A 25,352-nucleotide genomic window follows, 5' to 3' on the forward strand; every position below is an offset into this window, starting at 1 on the left:
GCCCGATGCTAGGACGGGCGAGGCGGAGAGGGCTTGAACGCAGTTAACGCGGCAGCCGGCTCGGTGGATGGCCGGTCAACGCGACGATGGCGCGCGTGAGATGGGCCTGATCGGCGAACCCGGTGTCGGCGGCGAGCGTCGCGATCGAGCCCTGCCAGTGGGGCAGACGACGCAGCGCGAGGAGGGCGCGTTGCTCGAGGCGATAACGCTTGGGGCTGGTGCCGTAGGCGCGGCGGAAGCCGCGGCTGATCGACTGCGGCGCGATGCCCATGGCATCGGCCCACTCGGCCAACGCGAGGTCGGGGTCGGCGGCGAGGGCTTCGGCGAGAAGGTCCGGCCAGTCGTTGAGGCGAGTGGGGGCTGGGCGGAAGGTTTGACGCAGCAGCTCGGCGGCCTGCGATGGATCGTGTTCGGCGAGACGGACGATGGCATCCGGATCGGCGACGACGCCCATGGATTCGACCAACGCGGGGCCGGTGATCGGCAGGTTCAGCACTTGGGCGCCGACGCCGAGGAACTCGTTCTGATGGGATTCATGCGCCGCGTGGAAGACGGCGTGCCCCGCGCCCACGCGCAGACGTCCCCGATCTCCGGCCTCGACATATCCCCCGGCGAGCACCAGCGCCACGTAGCCATCGGCATGGCGATGGCGGGGCATGTGCTGGAAGGCGGGGTGGCGGGTGATCGAGCTTGGCATGGGGCTGTTCAGCATTCAACCAGCCGACATCGTCCATGAGATCGTGCTTCGGCGATAGGAGCAGGTGACGAAGGTCGTGTGTGGGCGGGCGGGCTGCTGGCTAGACTGACGAACCGGAATATCCCCCATCGATCGAAAGCCTCATGGTTCGCGCCGTCATGCCGGGTCCGCTCGGGACCGATACCCGCCAGTCGACATTTGCGACAGATGCCCTGGAGCCTGGGATCTCGCTGTTGTCTGGACTCGATCGATGGGAGAGTCCGACGCAAATCCTTCAGCGCGTTGAACCGTCCGATCTCTCCTTGCTGCCGCAGGCGATTGTTCCTCCTCCTCCGACAGCGGGCACTCCGGTGGATGGCAAGAGGCCGCTGACCTCAGGAGAAATTGCACTGTGCCGGACCTTGTTCAAGGACGCGATCGAGTACTCGAAAGTTTGGGTGCATCGAGAGGAGTTCCTGCCGTTCGGGCTTCAGCCGGACGATTGCGCGATGACGCCCAATGGAGAGCTCTATTTCAATCCCCGCAAGTTCAAGGAGGATTTCTCCAAGGACACCGTGGATCAGCAATGGTGGTTCATGCACGAGATGGTCCACGTCTGGCAGCGACATCTCGGCTATTGGGTCATGCTTCGCGGGGCAATTCGTCTTGGGCTGAGCTATGAGTACGAGTTGAAGTCGGGTCGAAAGCTTGGCGACTACAACATGGAGGCCCAGGGTAATCTGCTCGCGGACTACTTCGTTCTGAAGCACTTGCAGGCTCCGACATTCATGGCCGGGAAGAAGCATGCCAACGACTTGGCTCTCTTCGAAGAGGTGCTCGATGGCTTTCTCAAGAATCCTTCCGATCATGCGAATCTCCCCTGACCGTCTGTTGGCCCTGATCCTCGGCCTCTCTTCCGCCGCATGCTCGGCGACCTCGCGTATGGGTGACGCCGAAGTCCAGTTGAAGGACGGCCAACCATGCTTCTATCTTTCGGCCAAGGATGTGGAGCGGGATCCCGCAGCGCGCTTGCAGGCGATTGCCGTGTCGGATACATCGACGCAGCCGATGGCCACGGTGTGGTGGGTGATGTTTGACACCGATCCGGCGGTGCCTCAATCCGGCGCGAGCTGCTACGCCTACGGAAACACCCCGCCGGCAGCGAAGTCGGCACCCCAGGTGCCCCTGCAGAACGGCAAGGTCTACTCGGTCTTTCTCAATGTGCGGCCCTCCGACAAGTCGGATCCGACGCGTGGGTACTCGGTCCGCTTCTGCTTGGCTGGAGAGGGGCCAGCGCGACGCCTCGTACCCATGGAGTCATGGCGTAGCGGGACCTGCCACTGAAGTTGCGTTCACCCCGTCGCAGTCGTGGTTTCACGTCCTCCCCTTCAGTTGTGCCGATGAATGGCCGATATTGGTTGCATGAACATCGCCAACTCAGCCAGCGTCTCCGCTGCGGTCAGCAGCGCGTCCAACGCCACCTCCGGCTCCGTCGGGGATGCGGCCAGCCTGCTGGTGCTGCGCAAGGCGCTCGACGTCCAGCAGTCCGGCGCCGCCGCGCTGCTCGCCGCCTTGCCCCAGGCGCCGGCCTTGGCCACCGAGGGCAACCTCGGGCGCAACCTCAACACCTACGCCTGACGGCGAGGGCTGATCGCCGCCGGCCGGTCAGGGCAGGCGGCGCTCGACGCCGAGGTCATCCAGGAAGAGGAAGTCGGTGGGGACATAGCCCTCGCCGCGGCCCTGCTGCCAGTCGAGCACGTCAGCAATCCTGAAGCGATCGATCACCGCCGTCGATGCGTCACCTTGGCGCAGTCTCGGCGGTGCCGCCTCGTCGTAGGCGAGCGAGATCAGCAATCGGCGTCCTTCCTTGCCGGGCTCGGTCGAGACGGCCCAGGCTTCCCATCGCAACTGCGGTCGCATAAGCGTCGCGCTCGGGCATCGATGGATCTGCGCTTCCACCGCTCGATGGGGGTGGGGCAGGACGAGGCGCTGCGCGACGGTGAAGGTGCAGCCGCGATCCTGGAACTCCGCCGCTGCGAGCTGGAAGGGCCATGGGCCGACGAACCAGAGGAATCCCACGATGCCGGTCCATCGAAACAGATGGGCGGCGAAGTCCTCAGGTTTCCGCCGGGCGAAGTGGAGGAGGCGCGTCCAAGGCTTCATGGCTGCTCTCGGCTTTCGTCCACGAAGCGCAGCACCGGGCTTGCGGCCGGATCGCCACCGCGCGTGATGCGTCGCAGCGAGGAAGCGGGAATGCCGCTCAAGGTGACGGTGTCATCGCGCCAGTCCGGGACGATGGCGGCGACGGCCGGCGAGGCCTTCAGCTCGAGGAGCGCCACCTGGCGTCCGTCGAGGCCCTGTCGGAGCCGGAATGACTGGAGCGCGGTGCCCATGGCGCCGGGGTCGAAATGGGTCACGGCGAGGCGATATCGAGCGCTGGGCGAGTCGCTGACGGTGTCGAGGTCGGAGGGGGTCATCGGGCCGAAGAACATCCGTAGCACCAGCATCGCGGCCACGCCGAGCCAGAAGCACAGCGCCATGGCATGCCCGAGCCATTCCAACGTCGTGGACAGGAGCCGCCGGCCGTGTGCGAGGGCAGGGAAGCGAGGGTCGGGCTTTGCGTGCATCTCGCGGAGTCTCGGAGCTGCGGGTGAGGTGAATGTGAAGTGGCGCGGCTAGCATGCCGGCCATGAGTTTCATGTCTGCTGCCTTGCGCTGGTGCGCCCGAGCCCCGTTCGTCTCAGGCAACGAATCACCGATTCGGACCGCTTGGCTGATGCGCAGCCTCGCGCTGCTGCTCGCCGCCTGGCACCTGCCTCAAGCGGCGTTGGCGTTCATTCCCCCGTCGGAGTCGGTGCCCGTCTCCGCGGCGGTGCGTCGACAGCTGGAGCACGCCGCGTGCAAGAGCAGCTTCTCCGTGGGCGCAAGCGCCATAAGGACTTGGCGGTGGTCATCCGATGGGCCGCCTGATCTGCTGAGGGCGCGTGTCAGCTGCCAGCCGGACAGCGACTTCAAGGGGATGCCAGCCCGTTACCACGTGGACTGCGAGCGCCACGGTCGACGGTGGATATGCGATGCCGCTTATCGGGAGCTCCTGGTGTCGACTGCGATGGGAACGGTCGTGGTGGTGCCGGATGGCGTGCATCCTCAGCGAGGCGTGGATGTGGTCCGATGGCTGGCGACCCAGGAGTTCTTCGAGGCCTACCCCATCGGGCGTATCCCCATGAAGGACACCTTGGAGGAGGGCTGCTTCTTCGGACGACAGCTTGAGCCGACAGAAGTCACGGTGGAATGCGGCTCGGCGCGCTTCACGGTGAGTCTCGACGAGGCGGGGCAGGAGCCGCTGAGGCTAGTCGCGGCGGAATGGTTCAATCCTTGAGACAAGCGCCATCACATCCTGATCGTCGCGGACGCCTGCAGGAACGACACGCTAGGGGAATCGCTTCAAGCGTGGTCAGCTGCCTACGCAAAACGCCCGAGAGTGGCAGCAGCTTCGTCGCCATCTTCGTGAGAGCATGCGGGCATGCAATCCTCGCTACGGGCCATCGTTCTCGCGTTGGGAGTCCTGCTGCTCGTCGCAGCGTTGACGACCTTTGGTCGTGACGGCTTCCTGATGTCGCGGGCCATGGGGCCCGCAGTCATGGGACTTCTGGGCGCCTTGTTGATCGCCTTCGGCTGGTCCATGGCAAAGGGCGGCCTCTGGCGGCGCATCGTTGCCGATGAGCATGCCGACCCTGCCAACGACGATTTGCATCGTGCGACGTTTCTCCAGGATGACCGAAGCGCGTCCACATCGAGCCACGACGCAGACTGATCGCGACACGATGCACGCCCATTGCTGAAACGAAAACGCCGACCGGGCACTGGCCAGTCGGCGCTGGGTGTTGCCCCCTCTCCCGCTCCGCGGGCGAGGGCGATCGGTTGGCGCTTTGCAAAGTCCCTCGCCCGCTTGCGGGAGAGGGTAGGGTGAGGGATAGGGGCCCTCCACACCTGCGGAGCCAGATCGCCCTGTTCATCGGCATGTGCGCTTCCGCACGCAGCGTAACGAGCTGCGCGGCGCTGATCCAGCCGCCGGTTGGCCGCGTATGACACACGCGTCCCGGCGCTGTCGGCCCGGGGCCGCCATCCAAACAAACAGGAGATCACGATGTTTCGTCTCTTCAAATGGATCCTCGCGGCGGCGGCCGCGTCCACCGTGCTCACCGCCTGTGGCGGCGACGACGATCCCGCGCCTTTGCCCACGCTCGCCCAGGCCGCTCAAAGCGGCGGCTTCACCGCGCTGACCGCCGCCGCCACGAAAGCCGGCCTGGCCACGACGCTGGCGGACAGCTCCGCTTCCTTGACCGTCTTCGCGCCGACCAACGACGCCTTCGCGAAACTGGCCACCCAACTCGGATTCGCCAGCGCCGATGCGATGGTCGCGGCACTCCCGGCGTCCACTCTGGCCAGCATCCTCCAGTACCACGTGCTGTCGACCCGCAAGTCCGCCGCCGACCTGAGCGCCGGGGGCTCGACGCAAGCCACGCTTTACCAGTTCAACGGCGCTTCCGCCGCCTTGACCCTCAGCTTCTCCGGAGGCGTCTCCATCCAGGATGCGGCCTTGACGACCGCCCGTGTCACCACGGCTGACGTGCAGGCCAGCAACGGCGTCATCCACGTCGTCGACAAGGTGCTGGTCCCGCCCGGCCTGCTGACCATCGTGCAGATGGCGCAGGTCAATCCGGTCTTCGATTCGCTGGTCGCCGCCGTGGTCAAGGCCAACCTCCAGACAACGCTCAGCGGCGCGGGCCCCTTCACCGTGTTCGCGCCGACCCATGACGCCTTCGCCGCGATCAGCTCCACCGTCAACAGCCTGACCACGCAGCAGCTCACCAACGTGCTGACCTATCACGTGCTCGGCAGCCAGGTGCTGTCGGCCAACATCCCGTTCGGCACCCCGGTGACGACGGTCCTGGGTCAGTCTCTGGTGATCAACACCGGCACGCCGCCGACGATCACCGACTCCACCAGCACGAAGGCCAAGATCGTCGCCGTCGACGTCCGGGCCAGCAACGGCGTCATCCATGTGATCGACAAGGTGCTGATCCCCAACCCGCTGTAAGCGCCCGGCGCGCTACTTGGCGGACAACTCGATCGCGTCGTCGCGGCTGCCGGCGTGCAGCCGCGCGACGTGCATCGCCACCAGCTTGTCCTCGGGCCGCCGCGCGGCGAGCGCCTCGAAGGCCTCGAACGCACCATCCTCGCCATCGCGCATCAGCGCGTAGGCCCGCGCGTACTCGGCATCGACATCAGCGGCAGTGGTCACCGCGTCCGCCGACAGCGGCTCATGCACCGTCAGGTAGGTCGAGCGGCCCGCGAGCCGCAATCGACCGATCGGCCTCGTCACCGCCTCAGGGCAGCCCTTGAGCGTTTCCTCCGACACGCACACCGAAGTCCCGAGGTACTTGTTGGCCCCTTCCAATCGGGCCGCCGTGTTGACCGGATCACCCAGTGCCCGATAGTCGAAGAGCGTCGCGCCGCCGAAGTTGCCCACGGTCACCTCGCCGCTGTGCACGCCGATGCGCGTGTCGCAGAACGGGATGCCCTGGCGCAGCAGCGCCTCATGATGCGATCGCGCGAAGGCCTGCATCTCCAGCGCGCAGCGCAGCGCGCGGGCTTCATGGTCGGCCTGCGGCACCGGTGCCGAGAACATGATCGCCATCGCGTCCCCGACGATGCGATCCAGCGTCCCATCGTGCCTGAACGCAATGGCGACCATCCCGTCGAGGTAGGTGTTCAGCACCGTCACCGCGACCGTGGGATCCATCGACTCCATGCGCGTCGTGAAGCCTTGCAGGTCCGTGAACACGAAGCTGCATCGCTGCCGCCGGCCGCCCAGCTCCAGCGCCTCCGGATGCGCCACCAGGAAGTCGATCAGGTTGGGCGACACATAACGAGAGAAGGTCGCCCGCATCCACCGCTGGCGCCGCTCCGCCCAGCGATGGCGCAGCATCGTCGTCGGCGCGAACACCATCGCCATCGCGAGCCACGGCGCGATCGGATCGATCAGCAGCCGCTCGAACCGGAAACACATCCACGCCGTGAGACCCACGACGCCGGCCAACAGCACGACAGCAGCGCCCGATCGCCCCGCGCGTGCCTTCATCGCGACGATCGCCACGGCGATCCCGCCGATCAGCGCGACCAGCCACTCCGCCGCCGGGGCCCATCCCGGCCTCGCCAGCTGTTGATCCGACAGGATCTGCTCCAGCGCCTGTGCGTGCACCTCGACGCCGGGAATGACCCCGCCCAGCGGACTGAAGCGCAGGTCCAGCAGGCCTTGGGCCGACGTGCCGATCAGCACGAGATGCCCGTGCAGCGCGCCCGGCGCGACGCGGCCCTCGAGCACCTGCCAGGCCGGCAGATAGCGCTCGGGCTGCGGCCGCGCGTAATGCACCCACACCGACGCGCCACGATCGGTGTCGATCAGCCGCTTGCCGATGCGCACATCGATGACGCCACCATCGCCCTCGTCAGTCCGCACGACGTAGCGGCCGGCCCCGTCAGCCACGCGCAGCGCCTCCGCCGTCAGCGAGGGCACCGGGCGGCCGCGCAGGCTGAACATCAGCGGCACCTGGCGGACGATCCCGTCCACGTCAGCCATGAAGGTCATGGCCCCTTGTCCTCTCGCGGCGGCCTGGAGGTCCGGCAGGTTGCCCACGCTGCGAGAGAACGCCGGGATCGAGCGGGCCGGATCGCCGCCCGCCGTGAGGAAGCCGGCCTTGATCAGCAGGTCCTCGTCCGCGCCGCCATCCGTCGAGCCGGTACCGCGCCGCGGCCCGGTCAGCGCGAAGCCGAGGACAACCGGTCCTCGCTGCAGCTCCTGGGCAAGCGCCCGGTCCGGATCGGCACTCGACTCGCCACCCTGGCGTGCGCGGTCCTGCCCCTCGCGCTCGGGAAACATGATGTCCAGCGATATCGAGGCGGGATCGAGCCGCCGGGTCGCTTCCAGCAGCCGCGCCACCTGCTCGCGCGACCACGGCCACTGACCGACGCGGCGCAGGCTTTCCTCGTCGATGTCGACGATGCGGACCGGCGGAGCCTGGTAAGGCCGGGGATGCCAGCGCTGGAACTGGTCGAACACGGCATGACGCGCCGCGCGCAGCGGCACCGGAGCCAGCGCGATCAGGATCAGCGCGGCGATCAGCGCGCCGATCGGCACGCCCCAGGCCCAGCGCGACATCCGCGCGGCAGGATCAGCCATGGGCGCCGGTGGCGAAGTACGGCGAGGCGTCGTCCACGTCGATCTGGGACGGATCCAGGTGCTTGCGCGCGAAGTCCAGATAGACGCCCGAGGCGAGGAACAGATTGAAGATGTCCGGATCCACGTGCGGCCCTGCCATGCGCTGCAGCACCGCCAGGGCCTCGGACAGCTTCTTGGGCTTCTTGTACGGACGGTCCGACGCGGTCAGGGCCTCGAAGATGTCGGCGACCGCCATGATGCGGCTCGGCACGGACAGGCGATCCGGGCCCAGCTGGCGCGGGTAGCCCTTGCCGTCCATGCGCTCATGGTGCGTGCCCGCATATTCCGGCACGCGGCGCAGATGCCGCGGGAAGGGCATCTGCTCGAGCATCGTGATCGTGTGGACCATGTGCTCGTTGATCTTGTAGCGCTCCTCGCGCGTCAGCGTGCCGCTGCGCACGCCCAGGTTGTGCAGCTCGCCGCGGTGGTAGAGGTGCTCGGGCACGTCCATCTTGAATCCGAAGGCCGGATCGGGGCGGTCCTGCGGCGCGCGCCGCACGATGTCTCGCGGCCGGTCCGACAGCAAGGGTTCGCTGCAGGGCAGCGCGTCCATGGGCTCCTCGGCGCGGCTCGCGAGTTCGGCCGCAGAGAGCCCGAGCCGATCGTCGAAGTGACGCATCCAGCGGCGCGCGCCGATGCGATGCAGGCGCTCGACCGCCTCGTCGTCCATCGCCTCGGTGCCGACGTTGCTCTTGGCCACGAAGGCGAAATCGGCATCCAGCCGGGCCAGCTCGGCCGCATGCGCGGCCTGGGCCTCGGGTGTCCAGTTGCCGTCCAGCTGCGCCTTCAGCGCGGCGATCTCCAGATCGCGGCGCAGGACCTCGAAGCGCATCCGCACTTCGTGGATCCGGTTGTGGATGGTCTCGAGCTTGGTGGCCTTGTCGATCACGTACTCGGGCGTGGTCACCTTGCCGCAGTCGTGCAGCCAGGCGCCGATGCGGAACTCCTCCCACTCTTCCTCCGAGCGGAAGGCGAAGTGCCGGAGCGGCCCGTCGGTGGCGTCGCTCGCGGCTCGCGCGAGCATCATCGCGAGCTCCGGCACGCGCTCGCAGTGGCGGCCGGTGTAGGGGCTCTTCGCGTCGATGGCATTGGCCAGCACGCGGATCAGGCTGCCCATCAGCTCCTTCTGCGATTCCACCAGCGACAGATTGTCGAGCGCGACCGCGGCCTGCGCGGCGATCGCCTCCACGAGCGCCACCGAGTCGGGATCGAAGGGCACGATGGCGCCGGTGCGCGGATCCAGCGCGTTCATGAACTGGAGCACGCCCACGGGCGCGCCACCGCGCGGCGCGATCGGCACGGTCAGCATGGACACGGTGCGGTAGCCCGTGGCGACATCGAACGCGCGCGTGCCGGTGAGGTCGAAGCGCGACTCGGCATACACGTCGTCGATGAGCACCGCGCGGTTGTGCAACACCGTGTACACGGACACGAAGTTCTCATTGGGGCGCCCGGTGTGCTCGTTGTAGAGCGGGATCTGCTGCGAGGGCAGCGGATCGCTGCGGGTGCGAAGCTCGAAGCGCAGCGTCTGCTGCTCCGTCACCATGTACATCGTCGCGCCGTCGCAGTTGAGCAGGCGGCGGCCTTCGCCGAGCAACTGCTGCAGCAGCGCCGGCCGGTCCCGGCTCATGGACATCATGATGCAGGTCTCGATCAGGCCCTTGAGCCGGACCGCGTCGGCCGGGCGGGCCGGACGGTGGAGATCGGGGAAGGTCATGGTCGCTTGAAGATGATCACGCCCGAGACGTTGCCGATGCGGCTGTCGAAGCCATAGAGCACGCCGGCCTGGGTGCCCGAGGCGCCGGCGATCTGGCCGATCACGGAGATGTTGTTGCCCAGGCTGCCGGTGCACCCGCCCTGGCATCCGGCGCCGGTGCTGGAGATCAGCGACACGCCGGAGAAGCCCGAGCTGGAGGTCTGCGTGGCCACACCCACCAGCGAGAAGGTCTGGCCGGCGACCGGCACCGTGAGCGAGTACGACGCCTTGCCACCGAGCTGAAGCTGCAGCGACGCATTGAACGTGCCGCTGGCGCCGTTGACCGTGCCGGTGGCGACGAGCTTGCCGTCGGACTGCACCGTCGGCGCGGTGGACGCGAACGAGGAGAAGCTGCCGTTCACGGGGCCCGTCGGCGTCGCGGCGATCGCGAAGTAATGCAGCGTCGCCACGTGGCCATTGCCCACGCCCTTGCCGTTGGAAGTGCCCTTGACCTTGCTCTCGCCATCGACCCAGCGGCCCCAGCCGATGACCCCGTTCGAGTCGACCTCGGCGAGCTTGGCCTTCTCGAACATCGGCTTGTCGGTCGACGGGTTGTCCGCCGCCATCAGGCCGCCCTGGGGATCGAAGCGGGCCTTGGCCTGGGTCAGGCCGGAAGCCACGTCGCCCTTGTCGGTGCTCCAGACCACGCCGAGCGTCACGTTGCCGTTGGGCAGCGGGATCGGCGCGGGCGGGGGCGAAGGGGGACCCGGCGGCGTCGGTGCCGGGCCAGGACCCGGCGCGGGTGCAGGCGCAGGTGCAGGTGCAGGTGCAGGCGCTGGTGCGGGCGCAGGTGCAGGTGCAGGTGCAGGCGCTGGTGCGGGCGCAGGGGCAGGTGCAGGCGCAGGCGCAGGCGCTGGCGCTGGCGCGGGTGCAGGTGCAGGTGCAGGTGCAGGTGCAGGTGCAGGTGCAGGTGCAGGTGCAGGTGCAGGTGCAGGTGCAGGCGCGGGTGCAGGTGCGGGTGCAGGTGCGGGTGCCGGCGTTGGTGCCGGTGCCAACACGATGGGCGCGTCCTCGCCGCTGCCACCGCTGGGCGGCGTGACGCCGACGCCGACGGAGCCGGGCAGCGAGGGCAACACGTCTTCGTCCGTGGTGCCGCCGGGTGCGGGCGACGAGGTCGTCGGGGCCGTCAAGGCCGCCACGAGGTACTGCGACACGTGCTCGCCCGACGTCGGGGTGGCGCGGGCGGCGGGCGCGTTGGCCGCCGCCGAGGTGGCGCTCGTCTCGGCCGTCGCCGTCGCCGTCGTGCCGGCGTTGGCCGGTTGCAGCAGCACCAGCGGTTTCGCCGTCACCCCGGGTTTGACGGCGCGACTCGGTGTCACGGCCGTGAAGCCCTTGGGCACATCGACGCAACCGCCGTCATTGCATACCGCCACGCGGCCACCGATCACGCCGACCTCGAGTTCGCCTCGACCACCCACCGCGGCCGTGTACTCGGTCCCGCGGATGCCGATGGTGCCGGACGGGGTGTCGAGCCGGTAGTCCTCCTCGCGCGGATGGCCGATGCGGCCGCTGATGGTCCGCAGCGCGCCGCGTACCAGGCTCATGAAGCCGCGCTCCTCGCCGCCCGGCGACGTCGCCACGCGGTAGTCGTCGATGCGCAGGGTGGTCTGCTCGCTGAGCGCCATCAGCGCGCCGTCGACCATGCGCAGCTGCACACGGCCCTTGCCGGTCTGCACGGTCTCGCCGGACTCGATCTGCGCACCGGTCTTGAGCTCGCGAGTCTCCCCCTTGGCGGAGACCGCGCGGACTTCGCCGCTGGAGAACAGCACCGTGGCCGACGGCGTCGCCCAGGCGAGGCCCGACACGGCGCACAGCGCCGCCATGGCCACCAGGTGGCGCAAGCCGGGCCCGGAGGTCTTGCCTGCGCTGTCAGCGCCGCCGGCGCCTCCGTGCAGGGAACGGCGAGGGTCGTGGGTCATGGGAAGTTCCTGTGAAGGGTGACCTGCAGGGTGTTGCGCACGTAGTCGTAGAGCACGACGTTGGACGCGGCCCGCGTGTAGCGCAGCTGGCCGGTGAGCTCCCAACGATCGTCGAGGCGGCGACGCAGGCCGACCGACGCGTCCTTCTGCCGGTCGCGCCGGACGGTGTCGAAGAAGGGCTCCTCGCCGCCGTAGCGGCGATCCTCGAGTTGCGCCTCGCCGAGGAGCACGAGGCCGCCGGAGAGGCTGCGCTCGACGCCGACGCGGATCCCGCGTCCGCGATGCCCGAAGGAGGCGAAGTCCGCCGTGGTGCGCTCGCGCGCGACGTAGGCGCTGCCGTAGACAAGCGTCGCCGCGCCGAATTGGCGCGCCAGCCCGACACCGCCCACGGACCGGTCGTTGTCGCGGCCGACCTCCGAGGGGAAGTCCTGGCGGGACCACTGGCCGAAGGCGCTGGCCATCAGCTGCTCGCTGAACTGGGTCTGCCACTGCGCGGTGACGCCGCTGGCCTCGCGATAGCGCCGCGAGCCCACCCAGGCGGTGCCCGTCTGCAGCGCGAGGGTCTGGCTGTGCGCACCGGCGGTGTGTCGCAGACCCGCGGTCGCATCGACGAGCACGGTATCCATCTCATGCACGTCGCGATTCACGGCACGGCGCAGGTTGGCGGCGCCGATCAGGCGCCACTCGGCCGACAAGGGCAGCTCCGCGATCGCACCCGCGGCGGCGCTGCCGACCCACGCGTGCTGTCGGCGGCTCTCGGGCGTGGTCTGGAAGAAGATCCCGCCGAACGCGGGGATGGCGAACTCGCCTTGATTGGTCGCGCTGTTGACGTTGCTGTCGTAGCCCGCGCCCAGCTCGAGATAGCCGGAGAAACGGGCGGCACGGCGTGGCACGACCTGTTCCATGATGCCGAGCACGCGATCGATCGCGGCCACGGCTTCGGGCGGCGCGTCGCCGCCGCGGGCGATGGCCAGTTGCTCGCGGGCGCGGTCGGTCTCCCCGGCCGCCAGGTAGGCGCGACCCAGCTCGGCGCGTGCGAGTCGGTCATCGGGGCGCGCCTCGACGACGCGCTCGAGCGCGAAGATGGCCCGCGTCACATGACCCGCGTCGAGCGCGGCAATGCCCAGCAGGTAATCGAACCGGGGATCCCCCGCACGCGTGGCTTCAGCCGGCGACAGCAGCGCGTAGGCGGACGCCGCATCGCGACGGGCCAGCAGCGAGGACGCCTGGTCGAGCAACGCATCCTGCGCGTGCACCGCGGCCGCGCCGCAAGCGACCGACACCGCGAGCGCCACGGCCCGCCAACAGGCGGTCCAGCGACGAGCGTCGCGTTTGATTGTGGGGAGTCCGAAATTCAAGGTCGCCTCTTGGAATGGCGGGGTCTACGTTGGACCCATCGCAACTCCTCATCATCGGCGGCCCTTCCTCGGATTGAAGAGCGCGTTCAAACCTCCCCGTGACTTCCTGCGCGTGAGCGGGAAGGGGTTTCATCAGCCAATAAAAGCAATTCGCATCCAGGTGGCGATAAGTGCGCCAGCGCACATTCGGCATTCGAACGAATACAGGCTCAGCGTCGGATCACGCTCAGGTGTCGGTGATGCCCGGCGCATGGACGGGGGCGCGGGGCGAGGCCTCGCCCAGCCCGCCAAGCGCCCGTCGCAGCCCACTCGCACTCGGCTTGTCCACGAACACGCATTGCTTGTTGTGCCGCTTGCAATGGTCTTTCACGCGCCAATACGCGTCGTGGCTGATGCACCCCGTCTGGCAGATCACCAGGTCCGCCGCGGCGAGGCTCGCATCGAGCTTGGACACCGCGTCCTCCTCGCCGCCGTCGTGATGCAGGAAGCGACCGCCAGTGCGCTCGATCAGCTGCCGATAGATCGGCACCACCGCCGGCCGCCCGCCCACGCACAACACCGAGCGCTCATCGAGCGACGGCATCGTCTCCGTGCCTGAGGCCGCTTCCGCGCCCTGCGCGAACTGCGCCTGCTGCTGATCGAGCTGCCGCTCCGCCTGGCTCAGCGCCTGCTGCAGATCGTCCGAGCGACGTTGCTCGCGCTCCGCCTGCTGGCGTGCCGACAACAACGCACGCTCCAGCTGATGGATGCGCTCCTGTTGCGTCTGCAGATGCCGGGCCTGCTCATGCCGATGACGCAGCCCGGGCACGCTCTCCTCGAGCTGCTGCAGCTCGTCGCGCAGGCCCGCCGCCAGCGTGTCGCGAGCCATCAGCTCGCCGCGCAGCCGCAGGCATTCCGCCTGCGACAACTCCAGCTCGCGCGCCCGCTCCGCCAGCAGCCGCGTGCTGCGCGACTGCGCCTGCGCCAGCTCGCGGCCGAGCACCGCGTTCTCGTCCTGCAGCTCGTCCAGCCGCTGCAGGTCCGCGCGGTTGGCCGCGCCCACCTGGTGCTGCAGCATGTGGATGTCGCGCAGGATCTGCTCCTGCAGGGCCGCGTCGCAGCGCGCGTGCGTCAACGCGCCCCACAATGCGCCGCCCACGTCATTGCCCTGCTGCGCGGCGTTCCACCACCGCGTCAGCGCCTCCGCCGTCTTGTGCTGCGAGGACTGCCGCAACGCGATCGCGAAGCGCTGGTCCAGCTCCTTCTGCAAGAGCTCCGACACCGGCCCGCGGCGCGCGCACTCGTTGATCGCGCCGCAGTGCATCTCGTAATCGTTGCTCAGCGTCTGACCGCCCAGCACCTTGCCCAGCTTGCGGCGCAACACCGGCATGGGCAGGCACACGCCGATCACCGGGCACAGGGCCTGGGAGGGCAGCTCCCACAGCCGGCGACGCCGCGAACCGCGCGGTACCGGCGTCTCGTCGGACGCGCCGTCCTGGCGCGCCAGCAGGCTCAACAGCGAAGTGGAGGAGGGCTTGTCGCACATGGAGGAGAACTCCTTACTGCAGGGTGGACGGCTGGAGCGCGAAGCGCACCGGGTACTCGACCCAGCTCACCAGGCGCTGATCGCCGCGCCGGGCCGGGATGTAGGGGCAGGATTCCGCGACGCGGCGCGCCGCTTCGTCCAGCAGCCGCCAGCCGCTGCCGCCGGACACGACGACCTCTGCCGCGCGCCCGTCGGCATCGACCTTCACGCGCAGCCGCACCAGGCCCTGGATGCCGCGCTCGCGCAGCATCGCGGGGTAATGGCGCGCGGTCTGGCGCTCGCTGCACAGCCGGTGATCGGCGGGCAAGGCGGCCGGTGTCTCCAAGGCGGACGGCATCGGCGGCGGTGCGAGCACGGGGGCGGGCGAGGTCGCGACCACCGCGGCGACCGTCATCGGCCGCGCGCCGGCATTCGTCGCATCGACCGCCGCGGCCGCCGGCGGATCGAAGCGCAGCGGCGTCGTGGCCACGGCAACGGGCGGCGTCACGGCGATCTCGACGACCGGTGGCGGGATGTCGGCCACCGGCGGGACGAGCGTCGCCGAGCGCGGCAGGGCGATCTCCAGCGGCGCCGGGGCCGTCGAGGGCAGCTTGGCGGCCGGCACGAGCCGCGCGCTGATCAACAAGGGCGCGGGCCCGGCCGGCCGCGTCGGTGCGAACGCGCTGGCCAGGGCCAGGAGCATCACTGCGTGGATCGCGGCCACCACGGCCCAGCCGCTCCAGCGCCGTGTGCCGCCCAACGGTTGAAGCGTGGCGCTGTTCATGCGCGCGCTCCCACCGCACCGGCGACCATCGGCAGGATCGCCAGCCCGTGCTCGTCGCGCAGCAGGCGCAGCCGCGTGTCGTAGAGCTGCTCCAACAGCGGCAGCGTGGCCGGCAGCGCGTCGCAGTCCGCCAGCAGCCGCCCCGACTTCAACAGCCACAGGCGGTCGAAATGATTCAGCGCGAGATTGAGGTCATGCAGCACCGCGACCAGCGCATGGCCACGGCGCTCGGCGAAGTCCGACATCGCCGCCATCAGCGAGACGCTCAGCCCCGGATCCAGCGCGGCCACCGGCTCGTCCACCAGCAGCAGCCCGTCACGCGCGTCCCAGGCCTGCGCGAACACGCGCGCGAGCTGCACGCGCGCCTGCTCGCCACCGGACAGCGTGTCGAAGCGCCGGCCCTGCAGGTGCTCGGCCTGCGCCTGCATCAGCGCTTCGCGCACGATCAGGTGCTGCTGACCGTCGTCGGGACGCGCCACGCGTCCCAGCGCCACGACCAGCTCGACCGGCAGCCCGAACGCGACGCCGTGCTGCTGCGGCAGCACCGCGCGGCGCTGGGCGAGCTCGGCGCTCGACCAGGCCGGCAGCGCACGGCCTTCAAAGGACAGATGACCGGCGGCGGGCCGGAGCTCCCGGGCGATCAGGCGCAGCAACGTGGACTTGCCCGCGCCGCTCGGGCCGAGGATGGCGATGCGCTCGCCCGGATCGACGCGCAGCGTCACCGGGCCGATGGTCGACGCGCCCAGCGTCACGCGCACGTCCTGCAGCGTCAGCAGCGAGGCCATCACGCGCTCCCCATGCGGCGCACCGCGCCGCGCAGCAGGACGAGGAACCACGGCGCGCCGATCAGCGCGCTGAACACGCCGACGGGGATCTCCGCCGGCACCGCGAGCGTGCGCGCGAAGGTGTCGGCGACGACCAGCAGCAACGCGCCCGCGAGCATCGCGTGCGGCAGCACCCGGCGTTGATCCGCACCCACGAGCTGACGCGCCAGGTGCGGCGCCATCAGGCCGATGAAGCCGATGCTGCCGCACCACGCGACCGCCAGCGACGACAGCAGCGCCACCATCGCGATGCACTGCCAGCGCAGGCGCTCGACGTCGATGCCCACGTGCGCCGCGGCGGCCTCGCCCAGCGCCAGCGCGTTCAGGCGCGGCGCCACGCGCAGCGCGAGCGTGCCCAGCACCAGCAGCGCGCCGCCCATCACGGCGGCCATGGGCCAGTTGGCGCCGGCCAGCGAGCCCAGCGTCCAGAAGTTGATCGCGCGCAGCTGCTCGTCATTGGCGATGAAGCTGCACAGCCCGACGACCGCGAAGGTCATTGCCTGCAGCGCCAGCCCGCACAGCAGCAGCGCCGCGATCGAGCCCGGCGCCAGCCAGCGCGACAGGCGGTCCAGCGAGAAGCACACCGCCAGCGCGCCCGCGAATCCGACGACCGGCAGCAGCCACAGGCGGGCTTCGGCGGGCAGCGCGACCTGCACGCCGGCGAAGACCGTCAGTGTCAGCGCCACGGCGGCGGCCGCGCCGCTGGTCACGCCCAGCAGGCTAGGCTCGGCCATCGGGTTGCGGAACAGGGCTTGGCTCAGCGCGCCGGCCAGTCCCAGCGCCGCGCCGACCGCCAGCGTCAGTCCGAGACGCGGCAGCCGCAACTGCCACAGCACATGCGCGCCGCCAGTCTTGGGTGCGTCGTTCCACGGACCGTTGAGCCAGTCCGCCGCTGCGATCGGCACCGCGCCGAACTGCACCGCGACCACCACGGTCAACACGAGCGCGATGACCAGCAGCGTCGAGCGCGACCACGCGCGAGGCGCGCGCGTGCCGGCCACCGTCGAGGGCAGGGCGGATCCGACCGTGCTCATCGCGTCGTCCGTCGGTCGATGCTCACGCGGCGCGGGCCGTGCCCGACGGGGCGTGCAGCGCCTGCGCCAGCGTCGTCAGCGCCTTGGGCGTGCGGGGCCCGAAGCCCAGCAACTCCATCGTCTCCATCACGACCACGCGCTTGTTCTGACCGGCCGGCGTCTGCGCCAGGCCCGGCAGCTTGAGCAGACTCTCGAGGCCGCCCGTGGCTTCGACGCCCTGCGTGGTCGCGAGGATCACGTCCGGCGCCGCCGCGATCGCGGCTTCCGGCGAGAGCATCTTGTAGCCCTGCGCCTCGCCCAGCGCGTTGACCGCGCCCGCGTAGACGATCATCGCGTCCGCCGCGGTCGCCGAGCCGGCGATGCGCACCTGGTTGGCCGCGTTGGACAGCACGAACAGCACACGCGGGGCGCGATGTCCCGCGGCGAGCTTGGCCACCGACGCGCGGCTCGCCGCCCAGTCGGCCTGCAGCCTCGCCGTCAGCGCGGCGGCTTCTCGATGTCTGCCAAGCAGCTCGCCCAGGCGCTGCGTGCGCTCGAGCACGCCTTCGAAACGATGCTCGGCGCGCAGCACGTGCAGCGGCACCTTGGCCGATTCGAGCTGGCGCAGCACGGCCGGCGGGCCGGCTTCCTCGGTGGCGACGACCATCGTCGGCGCCAGCGACAGCAGGCCTTCCGCGGCCAGCGTGCGCGCGTAGCCGACGTTGGGCAGCTTCGTGGCCGCGGCCGGATACAGCGAGGTGCTGTCCACGCCGACCAGCTCGCCCTGCGCGCCCAGCTCATAGATGAGCTCGGTCAGCGCGCCGCCCACGGCGATCACGCGTTGCGGCGCGGCCCAGGCCCGACCGCCGATCGACAGCATCGCCGCGGCGGGCGCGAGCGACAGGACCTGACGCCGGCTCAGCACGGCACGGCCTCCGAGGCGCCCTCGACCAGGCTTTCCAGCAGCTGGCGCCAGTCGCAACGCTCGGCCTGACCAGGCTTGCGCTCGCCAAACATCATCGCGATCGTGCGGCCTTGCGCGTCGAACAGCTCCAGCGAGCACACCAGTCCGTCCACCGTCGGCTTGCGCACCAGCCAGGCCGAGGCGATGTGGTCCTCGCGCAGATGCAGGTTGAAGCCCGGATCCAGCACGTTGATCCACGGGCCCATCATCGCGACCTTGTTCACCGGGCCGCTGTGGATCTGGATCATCCCCGGGTTGCCGACGAAGACCATGATGGACACGTTCTCCTGCGCGGCGCGGCTGAGCAGCTCCTGCGCGCTGGACAGCGCCAGCGGCTGCGCGAAGCGGGGCTCGGCCAGGCGCAGCGCCTGCGTGCGGCTCAGGCCGTGGCGCTTGAGCAGTCCGAAGAAGTCGTGCGTGTCGCGCAACGACGCCCATTCGGAACGGAAGCCCGCCACGTCGATGCGATCGTCCGGCGTCTCGGCGGGGTCCTGCCACGCGTCGCCCGGCTCGAAGCCGGGGGCCTGGTCCTCGGCCAGGAAGCGCGCGACGAGCGCCTCGTAGGCCGCGAGATCGCTCTCGGGTTTCACGAAGACCTTGTGGATCGCCTGCCCCGCGGCGTCGAAGAACTGCAGGCTGCGCTGCACGGCGCCGTCGGAGAGCCGCTCCGCGACGGCGAAGCCGTGACGCCAGTGGCTGTAGAAGACGCGCAGATCGATCGTCCCGCCCAGCACCAGTCCGACCTGGCGCTGCGGTCCCTGCGCGCTGACGGTGTTGTAGACACCGACCTTCTCGTGCACGCAGGACTCGTTGCGCGTGAGCGCCATCACCGGCCCCAGCGGCTCGAGCGCGGCGATGAGGTCCTGCCACTCCGCGCGCAGACGGCGCGCGCGCAGCGGGGACTCGTCGTCGGCGAACGGGCCGGCATGCGCGGCGAGCAGCGCCCCTTCCGAGATGCTCAGCGCGCTGGCGATGTCGCGGTGGCGGGCCTTGCGCTCCTGGCGCGCGGTGGCGAAGGCCTGACGCAGGGCGGTGAAGCTGGCATGCATGGGCGGGTACTCCTGATCAGAAATCGGCGCGCAGCGTGACCTGCAAGGCGCGCCCGGGGGCGGTGAAGCTGTCGACGATCGGGCTCGTGGACGCGACGCCGACGACGTCACCCCAGCGCCAGTACTTCTTGTCGAAGACGTTGGTCACGAAGGCCGACACGGAGAAGGTCTTGTCGAAGCGGTAGCTCGCGGCGAGGTCCACGACGTCGTACTTCTTCGGCGTGTACCAGGTCGCGGTGCTGACGTCGGACGGCTTCTTGCCCGAGCTGTGCAGCAGCGTCGCCTCCAGCGCCCACGGGCCGGTCTCGTAGCGGGCGCCGAGCTTGCCGCGCAGCGGCTGGATGCTGTCCAGCGGCGTCTCGACGCCGCCCTCGATGCTGTGACCGCGCGACTTCGCCACCGACGCGTTCAGGTTGAAGCCGGGCATCACATCCCACACCACGCGCGCCTCGACGCCCTTGATGCGGACCTGGCTCAGGTTGACGTACTGGAAGACGGCGGGGTCGGCCGGCGTGAAGGAGCCGCTGACCATCTCCTGCGAGATGAAGTCCTTGTAGCGGTTGTCGTAGCCGCTGAGCTGCCAGCGCAGCGCGTCCGTCACCTTGCCGCGCAGGCCCAGCTCCCAGCTGTTGGCGTGCTCGGCCTTCAGGTTGGGGTTGCCGATGCTCTTGTAGCCCTGCGTCGGGTTGGCGAAGCCGTTGTTGACCTGGTCCGGCGTCGGGGCGCGGAAGCCTTGCGCCCAGTTCACGTAGGGCTGGACGTAGGGCGTGGCGCGCCAGATCAGACCCAGTCGCGGCGTCACGGCCTGGTCCGACAGCGAGACGATGTCGCCCGTGTAGCCCGCGGCCTTCGGCGAGAGCTTGTAATGCTCCAGGCGCAGCGCGGGAATGACGGTGAAGTCGCCCGCCTCGATCTCGTCCTGGACGAAGGCGCCGGCCAGCGTGTAGGTCGTGTCGGGGAAGGGCTTGCTCGGGAAGGTCTCGCCGGCCGGCGGCACGGTGCCGTCGCGCACGCCTTCGATCACGTTGCGGCTGACGTCGACGCCGTAGCTCAGGCGCTGGCCCGATAGCTGCGTCTGTGCCTGCGAGCTCAAGCCGATCAGGCGTTCCTTGTAGGTGCCCAGCCGCGTGCGGTCGGCGGCGGTGTTGCGGTCCTCGTAGGCGTACTGGCGCGTCTCGCTGTCCTGGAAGTAGACATGCGTGGTGGCCTGCTGCAGCCACGTGGCGTTCAGGTCCTCGTAGCGGTGCTCGAGCGAGACCCGCGTGCGGTCCATCTTGTCGTTGGCCTTCAGGCCCAGCACGGCCGTCGACGGCAGCGTGCCCGTGGCCGGCGGCGCGGTGACGGCGGTCAGCACGTCGGTGTCGATCTTGCGCTGGCGGTACTCGATCGTGCCCATCAGCCGGTGCTGGCCGTTGACGCGATACCCGACCTTGGCCATCAGGCTGTTGGTGTCGATGTCCGTCGGATTGGGCTTGGTGCGGTTGACGTTGGCCGCGCCGTTCTCGCCCTGGTTCTTCGTCTCGTGACCGCGCTGCACCGAGGCCTGCACCAGGCTGGTCCAGTCGCCCGAGCCGAACGCGACCGCGGCGGTCGCGCGCTTGGAGTCGTCCACGCTCATGCCGGTGAGGCGCGCGAAGCCGGCGAAGGTCTTGCCGTCGACCAGCAGGTCCTCGGGCGAGAGCGTGCGCAGGCTCAGCGCGCCGGCCAGGCCGTCGCTGCCGTAGGAGGTGGACGTCGGGCCGCGCAGCACCTCGACGCTCGAGAGGCTGTTCAGATCGACGAAATCGGCGCGGCCGCTGGCGAAGGCGCCGAACGCGAAGCTCTGCGGCAGCCGGATGCCGTCGACCATCATCAGCACGCGGTTGCCTTCCAGGCCGCGGATGTTGATGCCCTCGTTGCCCGAGCGGCCCGTGGAGGCGCCCGCGGCGGTGAAGCGCGGCGTCATCGCCTTGACGTCGAGGTCGACCTCATCGGCGAGCAGGTCCTTCAGATCGCGCGCGTCGCGCCGATCCAGCTGCTTGCGGTTCTTCACCGTGACCGTGTTGGGCACCGCATCGACCGAGCGCTCGGTGCGGGTCGCGGAAACGGTGAGCTCGCCGAGCTGCTGGGCGGTCTCGGTGGCCGGGGTGGGCGAAGTGGGCGAAGTAGGCGAAGCGGGCGCGGTCTGGGCGAAGGCCGGCAGGGCGGCCAGCGGGAATGCCAACGACAGGGCGAGCACGACGGGCGTCGGGCGCAGTTGCATGGTGTCGAAATCCTTGTAGTTCTTGGATCTCGCACGGGCTGGCACGACGCGGGCTGGTGCGGGCGGTCCTCGCGGACGGCCTGGGGTTCAGGGAAAGGAAACAGGAGCGCCGCGAGCGGTCGGACCGGTCCTCGGCCGGTGCCTTCCAGCGGCAGTGAAGGGGAGCGGGCGCAGGGATCGGCGCCCGTCAGCGGATCACTTCGTCAGGATCAGCTTGCCCAGCGACGTCACACGCAGCCGGTAGAGCTGGCCGGCGTGTTCGATCTCGACCTCGCGGTCGTTGCCCATGAGGGCCTGGCTGCTGATGCGGCGACGCTGGACCAGCGGAACCGCTTCGCGCGGCGAACCTGCGGCGACTCGCGCGCCGTCCAGCGCAACGGCTTGCAGGGCCTCGATATGGGGGTGGTGGTGGGCATTCATGCGAGGCATCTTAATGAGAACCATTCGCAATAGCAACCATGAATCGCGACGATCAACGATTTCTTGATCGAACCGCGTGTTCCAGAGAGCGAAAACTGGCTGCGAATACTTCGCATGCAGAGCGGGCGGGGCGGGTCTTGTCCCCATTCGCGGTAGGGATGACGACAATGCGCCCCATCCCGTAGGAATTCCAGGAGAAGAACATGAAGGGCGATGCCAAGGTCATCGAGTATCTGAACGCGCAGCTGAAGAACGAGCTCACCGCGATCAACCAGTACTTCCTGCATTACCGGATGCTCAAGAGCTGGGGTCTGGAGAAGCTGGCCAAGCACGAGTACGCCGAGTCCATCGAGGAGATGAAGCACGCCGACAAGCTGATGGATCGCATCCTGATGCTGGAAGGCCTGCCCAACCTGCAGGACCTGGGCAAGCTGTACATCGGCGAGAACGCCGTCGAGGTCCAGCACTGCGACCTGAAGATCGAGATGGGCAGCCATCCGCTCCTCAAGGAAGCCATCGCCTACTGCGAGACGGTGCGCGACTACGTTTCCCGCGAAGTCCTCGAGGAGATCCTCGCCGACACCGAGGAGCACATCGACCACCTCGAGACCCAGATCGAGCTGATCGCCCAGCTCGGCGAACAAAATTGGCTGCAAAGCCAGATGGGCGACGCCAGCTGACGCCAGCCCGCCCAGACCGGGGCCCAGCCATCGCCAGGTTCCCCGAAGCCCCGCTCGCCGGGGCTTTTTTGCGTCCGTATGACCAACGCTGCACGACCGTGTCGTTGTTCACCGACAAGTTGTCTGACGCGGCGCAGGGACTCTGCAAGCTAATTGAGAGGAATTCGCGTTTGCGTTAGTATCTCGGCCATCCCAGGTTGATCCTGACTCGCCGACGCCATGATCGTTTGTCTCTGCCACCGTGTTTCCGACCGCGACATCCGCCGCAGCGTCGCTGACGGCGTCCACAACTTCGAGGTGATGCAGGACGAGACCCAGGTGGCTTCCGCCTGCGGCAGCTGCCACGACTGCGCCCGCGAGGTGTTCGACGAGGCCCTGCGCGCCTGCGCCGCGGCGCACGGCGTCACCTGTGCCTCCACCGCGCGGGTCATCCCGATCACGCCGATCTCGCAACTCGCCGCGGCCTGAGCGCCGCGCTGCGCCACGCCTCCGGACCTGGCGTCCGGACGAAAGAAAACCGCAGACCGGTCGCCCGGTGCTGCGGTTTCTTCTTTTGGGGTCGCCGGACGCGTGCTCGAGACGCGCCCGGCGGACCGGCTCGAAGGGACCGGTTTGACTCGTTGACGCTTACTTGGCGGCGGAAGCGGCCTCGGCGGGCTTCTCGGCCTTCTTGTGGCTCTTGTGCGCGGCCTTCTTGTCGCCGGCGGCCTTGTGGTGCTTCATCGTTTTGGCCTCGGAGGCCTGAGCCGCAGGAGCGGCAGCCGTCGCCGGAGCGGCCTGCGTCGCGGGGGCGGCCGGGGTGGCGGTGCCTTGGGCCATCGCGGCGCCGGCAATCAGCAGGGCGGGGATCAGGGCCAGGGTCTTGATGGTCTTGAAGGCTTGCATCTGGTTTACTCCAGCGGGTTGAACAAGGTGAGCGGACAACGCCATCGCTTCAACTTGTGTTGACAGCGGTTCGCTGCTTTGCATTGGGTTACGCAATCCGCACGGGTCCTTCACGCGTCAGGTCTTGCGCGCTGTCGGCGGGCGACGCCCTCGGGCAAGATCGCCGGCATTCAGGAGACAAGCCCATGACCGCCCCCACGCCTTCCGCCTTCGACTGGACCCGCGGCTATCCCAGCCAGCGCAGCCCGGTGTTCGCCCGCAATGTCGTGTCGACCTCGCACCCGCTCGCCGCGCAGGCCGGGTTGCGCATCCTCGCGCAGGGCGGCAACGCGGTGGATGCCGCCATCGCCACGGCCGCGTGCATGACGCTGGTCGAGCCCTGCAGCAACGGCCTGGGTTCGGACGCCTTCGCCATCGTGTGGGACGGCAGGACGCTGCAGGGACTGAACGCCTCGGGCACCGCGCCGCAGGCCTGGACGCCGGACTACTTCGACCGCAAGTACGGGGCCGGTTCGGCGATGCCGCGCCGGGGCTGGGACACGGTGACGGTGCCCGGCGCGGTCGCCGGCTGGGTCGCGTTGAGCGAGCGCTACGGCAAGCTGCCCTTCGCCGACCTGATGACCCCGGCCATCGAGATCGCCGAGCGCGGTTACGCGGTGCCGGTGATCGTGCAGGGCAAGTGGCGCATGGCGTCGGAGGTCACAGACCTCGTCGCGCAGCCCGGCTTCGCCGAGGCCTTCCTGCCGCGCGGGCGCGCGCCGCAGGTCGGCGAGCAGTTCCGCTTCGAGGCCGCCGCGCGCACGCTGCGGCTGATCGCCGGGTCCAAGGGCGAGGCCTTCTACCGCGGCGAGATCGCCGAGGCCACCGCCGCCTTCGCGCGCGAGACGGGCGGCGCGATCACCGCCGCGGACTTCGCGGCCTACGCGCCGCAGTGGGTCGACACGATCTCGATGGACTACGCCGGCCACACGCTGCATGAGATCCCGCCCAACGGGCAGGGCATCGCGGCGCTGATCGCGCTGGGGATCCTGAAGAACTTCGATGTCGCCGCGCTGCCGGTGGATTCGACCGCGTCGCAGCACCTGCAGATCGAGGCGATGAAACTCGCCTTCGCCGACGTCTACCGCTACGTCAGCGATCCCCGCACGATGCAGGTGCAGGTCGACGAGCTGCTCGATCCGGCCTACCTGGCCTCGCGCGCAAAGCTCATCGACATGAAGCGCGCGCAGGACTTCCAGGCCGGCAATCCGGTCAAGGGCGGCACCATCTACCTGACCGCGGCCGATGAGAGCGGCATGATGGTCAGCTTCATCCAGAGCAACTACATGGGCTTCGGCTCGGGCGTGGTGGTGCCGGGCTACGGGCTGTCGCTGCAGAACCGCGGCCACGGCTTCACTCGCGAGGCGGGCCACGCCAATGTCGTCGCGCCGGGCAAGCGCCCGTTCCACACGATCATCCCGGCCTTCCTGATGAAGGACGGCCAGCCGCAGATGAGCTACGGCGTGATGGGCGGCAACATGCAGCCGCAAGGCCACATGCAGACGCTGGTGCGCATGCTCGACCACCGCCAGCATCCACAGGCCGCCTGCGACGCGCCGCGCTGGCGCTTCAACGAGGGCCTGTCGATCAACGTCGAGCCCTCGATGAATCCGGACACCATCGCCGGCCTGGCCGCGCTGGGCCATCAGATCGGCGACATCCACGACAGCTACCAGGACTTCGGCGCCGGGCAATTCATCTGGCGACTGGGCGATCCGGCGGTGGAGGGCTACGTCGCCGCGAGCGACCCGCGCCGCGACGGCGCCGCCGCGGGCTGGTGATCGGCGGCGGGTGATCACTGGCGGGTGATCGCGGGTGCTTGATCACCGCCCCTGCCATTCCTCACTTGTCGGAGCGGGGAGGGCGCTGATAGCATCGGCGCCTTCTTCCTCCCCGGAAGCTCTCACGCCACGATCCACGATCGGAGCCGGACCATGACCAAGCTGCTTGACCGCAC

25 protein-coding genes are annotated in these 25,352 nt (G+C 69.3%); 9 read left to right on the top strand and 16 right to left on the bottom strand.

Annotated elements, in window-relative coordinates; genetic code table 11:
• Window positions 1-43: 43 nt before the first annotated feature.
• Window positions 44-697 (bottom strand): AraC family transcriptional regulator, encoded by a 654-nt coding sequence (locus tag ACNI65_RS02715; protein WP_416761025.1) that lies wholly within the window; start codon window positions 695-697, stop codon window positions 44-46.
• Between the two features lie 143 nt (window positions 698-840).
• Here ACNI65_RS02715 and ACNI65_RS02720 point away from each other — a divergent pair, with 143 nt between their 5' ends.
• The 3 genes from ACNI65_RS02720 to ACNI65_RS02730 all read left to right on the top strand — a co-directional run bounded on the left by ACNI65_RS02720 (window position 841) and on the right by ACNI65_RS02730 (window position 2,314).
• Window positions 841-1,560 carry a hypothetical protein gene (locus ACNI65_RS02720; RefSeq protein WP_416761027.1) on the top strand — a complete coding sequence of 240 codons (720 nt, stop codon included), beginning with the start codon at window positions 841-843 and terminating at the stop codon, window positions 1,558-1,560.
• A 7-nt stretch (window positions 1,561-1,567) separates the two neighbouring features.
• Window positions 1,568-2,020 (top strand): hypothetical protein, encoded by a 453-nt coding sequence (locus tag ACNI65_RS02725; protein ID WP_416761029.1) that lies wholly within the window; start codon window positions 1,568-1,570, stop codon window positions 2,018-2,020.
• A 78-nt stretch (window positions 2,021-2,098) separates the two neighbouring features.
• The gene (locus ACNI65_RS02730; RefSeq protein WP_416761030.1) at window positions 2,099-2,314 is read left to right on the top strand and encodes a putative motility protein; all 216 of its coding nucleotides are present in this window, start codon (window positions 2,099-2,101) and stop codon (window positions 2,312-2,314) included.
• Window positions 2,315-2,341: 27 nt separating this feature from the next.
• On the opposite strand, the gene ACNI65_RS02735 is transcribed toward ACNI65_RS02730, so the two are convergent.
• Both ACNI65_RS02735 and ACNI65_RS02740 read right to left on the bottom strand, forming a co-directional pair.
• Complete coding sequence (locus ACNI65_RS02735) at window positions 2,342-2,839, bottom strand: hypothetical protein (protein ID WP_416761032.1); 498 nt, start codon at window positions 2,837-2,839, stop codon at window positions 2,342-2,344.
• Complete coding sequence (locus tag ACNI65_RS02740) at window positions 2,836-3,303, bottom strand: hypothetical protein (protein ID WP_416761033.1); 468 nt, start codon at window positions 3,301-3,303, stop codon at window positions 2,836-2,838. The genes ACNI65_RS02735 and ACNI65_RS02740 overlap by 4 nt, the downstream gene beginning before the upstream one ends.
• A gap of 62 nt (window positions 3,304-3,365) precedes the next feature.
• Here ACNI65_RS02740 and ACNI65_RS02745 point away from each other — a divergent pair, with 62 nt between their 5' ends.
• The 3 genes from ACNI65_RS02745 to ACNI65_RS02755 all read left to right on the top strand — a co-directional run bounded on the left by ACNI65_RS02745 (window position 3,366) and on the right by ACNI65_RS02755 (window position 5,777).
• The gene (locus ACNI65_RS02745) at window positions 3,366-4,055 is read left to right on the top strand and encodes a hypothetical protein (RefSeq protein WP_416761034.1); all 690 of its coding nucleotides are present in this window, start codon (window positions 3,366-3,368) and stop codon (window positions 4,053-4,055) included.
• 144 nt (window positions 4,056-4,199) lie between these two features.
• The gene (locus ACNI65_RS02750) at window positions 4,200-4,490 is read left to right on the top strand and encodes a hypothetical protein (protein WP_416761035.1); all 291 of its coding nucleotides are present in this window, start codon (window positions 4,200-4,202) and stop codon (window positions 4,488-4,490) included.
• 333 nt (window positions 4,491-4,823) lie between these two features.
• Window positions 4,824-5,777, top strand: coding sequence for a fasciclin domain-containing protein (locus ACNI65_RS02755; protein ID WP_416761036.1), 954 nt, complete (start codon window positions 4,824-4,826; stop codon window positions 5,775-5,777).
• A 12-nt stretch (window positions 5,778-5,789) separates the two neighbouring features.
• On the opposite strand, the gene ACNI65_RS02760 is transcribed toward ACNI65_RS02755, so the two are convergent.
• The 12 genes from ACNI65_RS02760 to hemP all read right to left on the bottom strand — a co-directional run bounded on the left by ACNI65_RS02760 (window position 5,790) and on the right by hemP (window position 21,791).
• Window positions 5,790-7,919 (bottom strand): CHASE2 domain-containing protein, encoded by a 2,130-nt coding sequence (locus ACNI65_RS02760; protein WP_416761037.1) that lies wholly within the window; start codon window positions 7,917-7,919, stop codon window positions 5,790-5,792.
• The gene (locus ACNI65_RS02765) at window positions 7,912-9,675 is read right to left on the bottom strand and encodes an HD-GYP domain-containing protein (protein WP_416761038.1); all 1,764 of its coding nucleotides are present in this window, start codon (window positions 9,673-9,675) and stop codon (window positions 7,912-7,914) included. The genes ACNI65_RS02760 and ACNI65_RS02765 overlap by 8 nt, the downstream gene beginning before the upstream one ends.
• A complete protein-coding gene (locus tag ACNI65_RS02770) occupies window positions 9,672-11,633 on the bottom strand; it encodes a FecR family protein (protein WP_416761039.1) in 1,962 nt (653 codons plus the stop codon). The genes ACNI65_RS02765 and ACNI65_RS02770 overlap by 4 nt, the downstream gene beginning before the upstream one ends.
• Window positions 11,630-12,991 carry a surface lipoprotein assembly modifier gene (locus ACNI65_RS02775; protein WP_416761041.1) on the bottom strand — a complete coding sequence of 454 codons (1,362 nt, stop codon included), beginning with the start codon at window positions 12,989-12,991 and terminating at the stop codon, window positions 11,630-11,632. Before ACNI65_RS02775 ends, ACNI65_RS02770 begins: the two co-directional genes overlap by 4 nt.
• Window positions 12,992-13,217: 226 nt before the next feature.
• Entirely contained in the window at window positions 13,218-14,516 is a 1,299-nt protein-coding gene (locus ACNI65_RS02780) for a DUF2325 domain-containing protein (protein ID WP_416761042.1), read from the bottom strand.
• A gap of 13 nt (window positions 14,517-14,529) precedes the next feature.
• On the bottom strand, window positions 14,530-15,279 hold the full coding sequence (locus tag ACNI65_RS02785; protein ID WP_416761043.1) for a TonB family protein: 750 nt from the start codon (window positions 15,277-15,279) through the stop codon (window positions 14,530-14,532).
• Window positions 15,276-16,064 (bottom strand): ATP-binding cassette domain-containing protein, encoded by a 789-nt coding sequence (locus ACNI65_RS02790; RefSeq protein ID WP_416761044.1) that lies wholly within the window; start codon window positions 16,062-16,064, stop codon window positions 15,276-15,278. The genes ACNI65_RS02785 and ACNI65_RS02790 overlap by 4 nt, the downstream gene beginning before the upstream one ends.
• Window positions 16,064-17,137, bottom strand: coding sequence for a FecCD family ABC transporter permease (locus ACNI65_RS02795; protein ID WP_416761045.1), 1,074 nt, complete (start codon window positions 17,135-17,137; stop codon window positions 16,064-16,066). The genes ACNI65_RS02790 and ACNI65_RS02795 overlap by 1 nt, the downstream gene beginning before the upstream one ends.
• 22 nt (window positions 17,138-17,159) lie before the next feature.
• Complete coding sequence (locus ACNI65_RS02800) at window positions 17,160-18,041, bottom strand: heme/hemin ABC transporter substrate-binding protein (protein WP_416761046.1); 882 nt, start codon at window positions 18,039-18,041, stop codon at window positions 17,160-17,162.
• Entirely contained in the window at window positions 18,035-19,129 is a 1,095-nt protein-coding gene (locus tag ACNI65_RS02805; protein ID WP_416761047.1) for a hemin-degrading factor, read from the bottom strand. The genes ACNI65_RS02800 and ACNI65_RS02805 overlap by 7 nt, the downstream gene beginning before the upstream one ends.
• Window positions 19,130-19,145: 16 nt before the next feature.
• Window positions 19,146-21,371, bottom strand: coding sequence for a TonB-dependent hemoglobin/transferrin/lactoferrin family receptor (locus ACNI65_RS02810; RefSeq protein WP_416761048.1), 2,226 nt, complete (start codon window positions 21,369-21,371; stop codon window positions 19,146-19,148).
• Window positions 21,372-21,566: 195 nt separating this feature from the next.
• Window positions 21,567-21,791 carry a hemin uptake protein HemP gene (hemP, locus tag ACNI65_RS02815; RefSeq protein WP_416761050.1) on the bottom strand — a complete coding sequence of 75 codons (225 nt, stop codon included), beginning with the start codon at window positions 21,789-21,791 and terminating at the stop codon, window positions 21,567-21,569.
• A 203-nt stretch (window positions 21,792-21,994) separates the two neighbouring features.
• Here hemP and bfr point away from each other — a divergent pair, with 203 nt between their 5' ends.
• Window positions 21,995-22,471, top strand: a complete 477-nt coding sequence (bfr, locus tag ACNI65_RS02820) for a bacterioferritin (RefSeq protein WP_416761051.1) — start codon at window positions 21,995-21,997, stop codon at window positions 22,469-22,471.
• Window positions 22,472-22,690: 219 nt separating this feature from the next.
• Window positions 22,691-22,939, top strand: coding sequence for a (2Fe-2S)-binding protein (locus tag ACNI65_RS02825; RefSeq protein ID WP_416761052.1), 249 nt, complete (start codon window positions 22,691-22,693; stop codon window positions 22,937-22,939).
• 159 nt (window positions 22,940-23,098) lie between these two features.
• Here ACNI65_RS02825 and ACNI65_RS02830 read toward each other — a convergent pair whose 3' ends face one another.
• Complete coding sequence (locus ACNI65_RS02830; RefSeq protein WP_416761053.1) at window positions 23,099-23,356, bottom strand: hypothetical protein; 258 nt, start codon at window positions 23,354-23,356, stop codon at window positions 23,099-23,101.
• A gap of 185 nt (window positions 23,357-23,541) precedes the next feature.
• On the opposite strand from ACNI65_RS02830, the gene ACNI65_RS02835 reads away from it, so the two are divergent.
• Complete coding sequence (locus ACNI65_RS02835; RefSeq protein WP_416761054.1) at window positions 23,542-25,176, top strand: gamma-glutamyltransferase family protein; 1,635 nt, start codon at window positions 23,542-23,544, stop codon at window positions 25,174-25,176.
• Window positions 25,177-25,352 lie beyond the last annotated feature (176 nt).

Source organism: Roseateles sp. So40a (assembly GCF_048081605.1).
Lineage (GTDB): Bacteria > Pseudomonadota > Gammaproteobacteria > Burkholderiales > Burkholderiaceae_C > Roseateles.

Bases quoted from the DNA above. Each gene is read 5' to 3' on its own strand.
- ACNI65_RS02740 (WP_416761033.1), bottom strand. From the start codon at position 3,303: ATGCACGCAAAGCCCGACCCTCGCTTCCCTGCCCTCGCACACGGCCGG.
- ACNI65_RS02760 (WP_416761037.1), bottom strand. From the start codon at position 7,919: ATGGCTGATCCTGCCGCGCGGATGTCGCGCTGGGCCTGGGGCGTGCCG.
- ACNI65_RS02755 (WP_416761036.1), top strand. From the start codon at position 4,824: ATGTTTCGTCTCTTCAAATGGATCCTCGCGGCGGCGGCCGCGTCCACC.
- ACNI65_RS02750 (WP_416761035.1), top strand. From the start codon at position 4,200: ATGCAATCCTCGCTACGGGCCATCGTTCTCGCGTTGGGAGTCCTGCTG.
- ACNI65_RS02715 (WP_416761025.1), bottom strand. From the start codon at position 697: ATGCCAAGCTCGATCACCCGCCACCCCGCCTTCCAGCACATGCCCCGC.
- ACNI65_RS02805 (WP_416761047.1), bottom strand. From the start codon at position 19,129: ATGCATGCCAGCTTCACCGCCCTGCGTCAGGCCTTCGCCACCGCGCGC.
- bfr (WP_416761051.1), top strand. From the start codon at position 21,995: ATGAAGGGCGATGCCAAGGTCATCGAGTATCTGAACGCGCAGCTGAAG.
- ACNI65_RS02770 (WP_416761039.1), bottom strand. From the start codon at position 11,633: ATGACCCACGACCCTCGCCGTTCCCTGCACGGAGGCGCCGGCGGCGCT.
- ACNI65_RS02835 (WP_416761054.1), top strand. From the start codon at position 23,542: ATGACCGCCCCCACGCCTTCCGCCTTCGACTGGACCCGCGGCTATCCC.
- ACNI65_RS02810 (WP_416761048.1), bottom strand. From the start codon at position 21,371: ATGCAACTGCGCCCGACGCCCGTCGTGCTCGCCCTGTCGTTGGCATTC.
- ACNI65_RS02790 (WP_416761044.1), bottom strand. From the start codon at position 16,064: ATGGCCTCGCTGCTGACGCTGCAGGACGTGCGCGTGACGCTGGGCGCG.
- ACNI65_RS02745 (WP_416761034.1), top strand. From the start codon at position 3,366: ATGAGTTTCATGTCTGCTGCCTTGCGCTGGTGCGCCCGAGCCCCGTTC.
- ACNI65_RS02785 (WP_416761043.1), bottom strand. From the start codon at position 15,279: ATGAACAGCGCCACGCTTCAACCGTTGGGCGGCACACGGCGCTGGAGC.
- ACNI65_RS02830 (WP_416761053.1), bottom strand. From the start codon at position 23,356: ATGCAAGCCTTCAAGACCATCAAGACCCTGGCCCTGATCCCCGCCCTG.
- hemP (WP_416761050.1), bottom strand. From the start codon at position 21,791: ATGAATGCCCACCACCACCCCCATATCGAGGCCCTGCAAGCCGTTGCG.
- ACNI65_RS02735 (WP_416761032.1), bottom strand. From the start codon at position 2,839: ATGAAGCCTTGGACGCGCCTCCTCCACTTCGCCCGGCGGAAACCTGAG.
- ACNI65_RS02825 (WP_416761052.1), top strand. From the start codon at position 22,691: ATGATCGTTTGTCTCTGCCACCGTGTTTCCGACCGCGACATCCGCCGC.
- ACNI65_RS02765 (WP_416761038.1), bottom strand. From the start codon at position 9,675: ATGACCTTCCCCGATCTCCACCGTCCGGCCCGCCCGGCCGACGCGGTC.
- ACNI65_RS02730 (WP_416761030.1), top strand. From the start codon at position 2,099: ATGAACATCGCCAACTCAGCCAGCGTCTCCGCTGCGGTCAGCAGCGCG.
- ACNI65_RS02780 (WP_416761042.1), bottom strand. From the start codon at position 14,516: ATGTGCGACAAGCCCTCCTCCACTTCGCTGTTGAGCCTGCTGGCGCGC.
- ACNI65_RS02720 (WP_416761027.1), top strand. From the start codon at position 841: ATGGTTCGCGCCGTCATGCCGGGTCCGCTCGGGACCGATACCCGCCAG.
- ACNI65_RS02795 (WP_416761045.1), bottom strand. From the start codon at position 17,137: ATGAGCACGGTCGGATCCGCCCTGCCCTCGACGGTGGCCGGCACGCGC.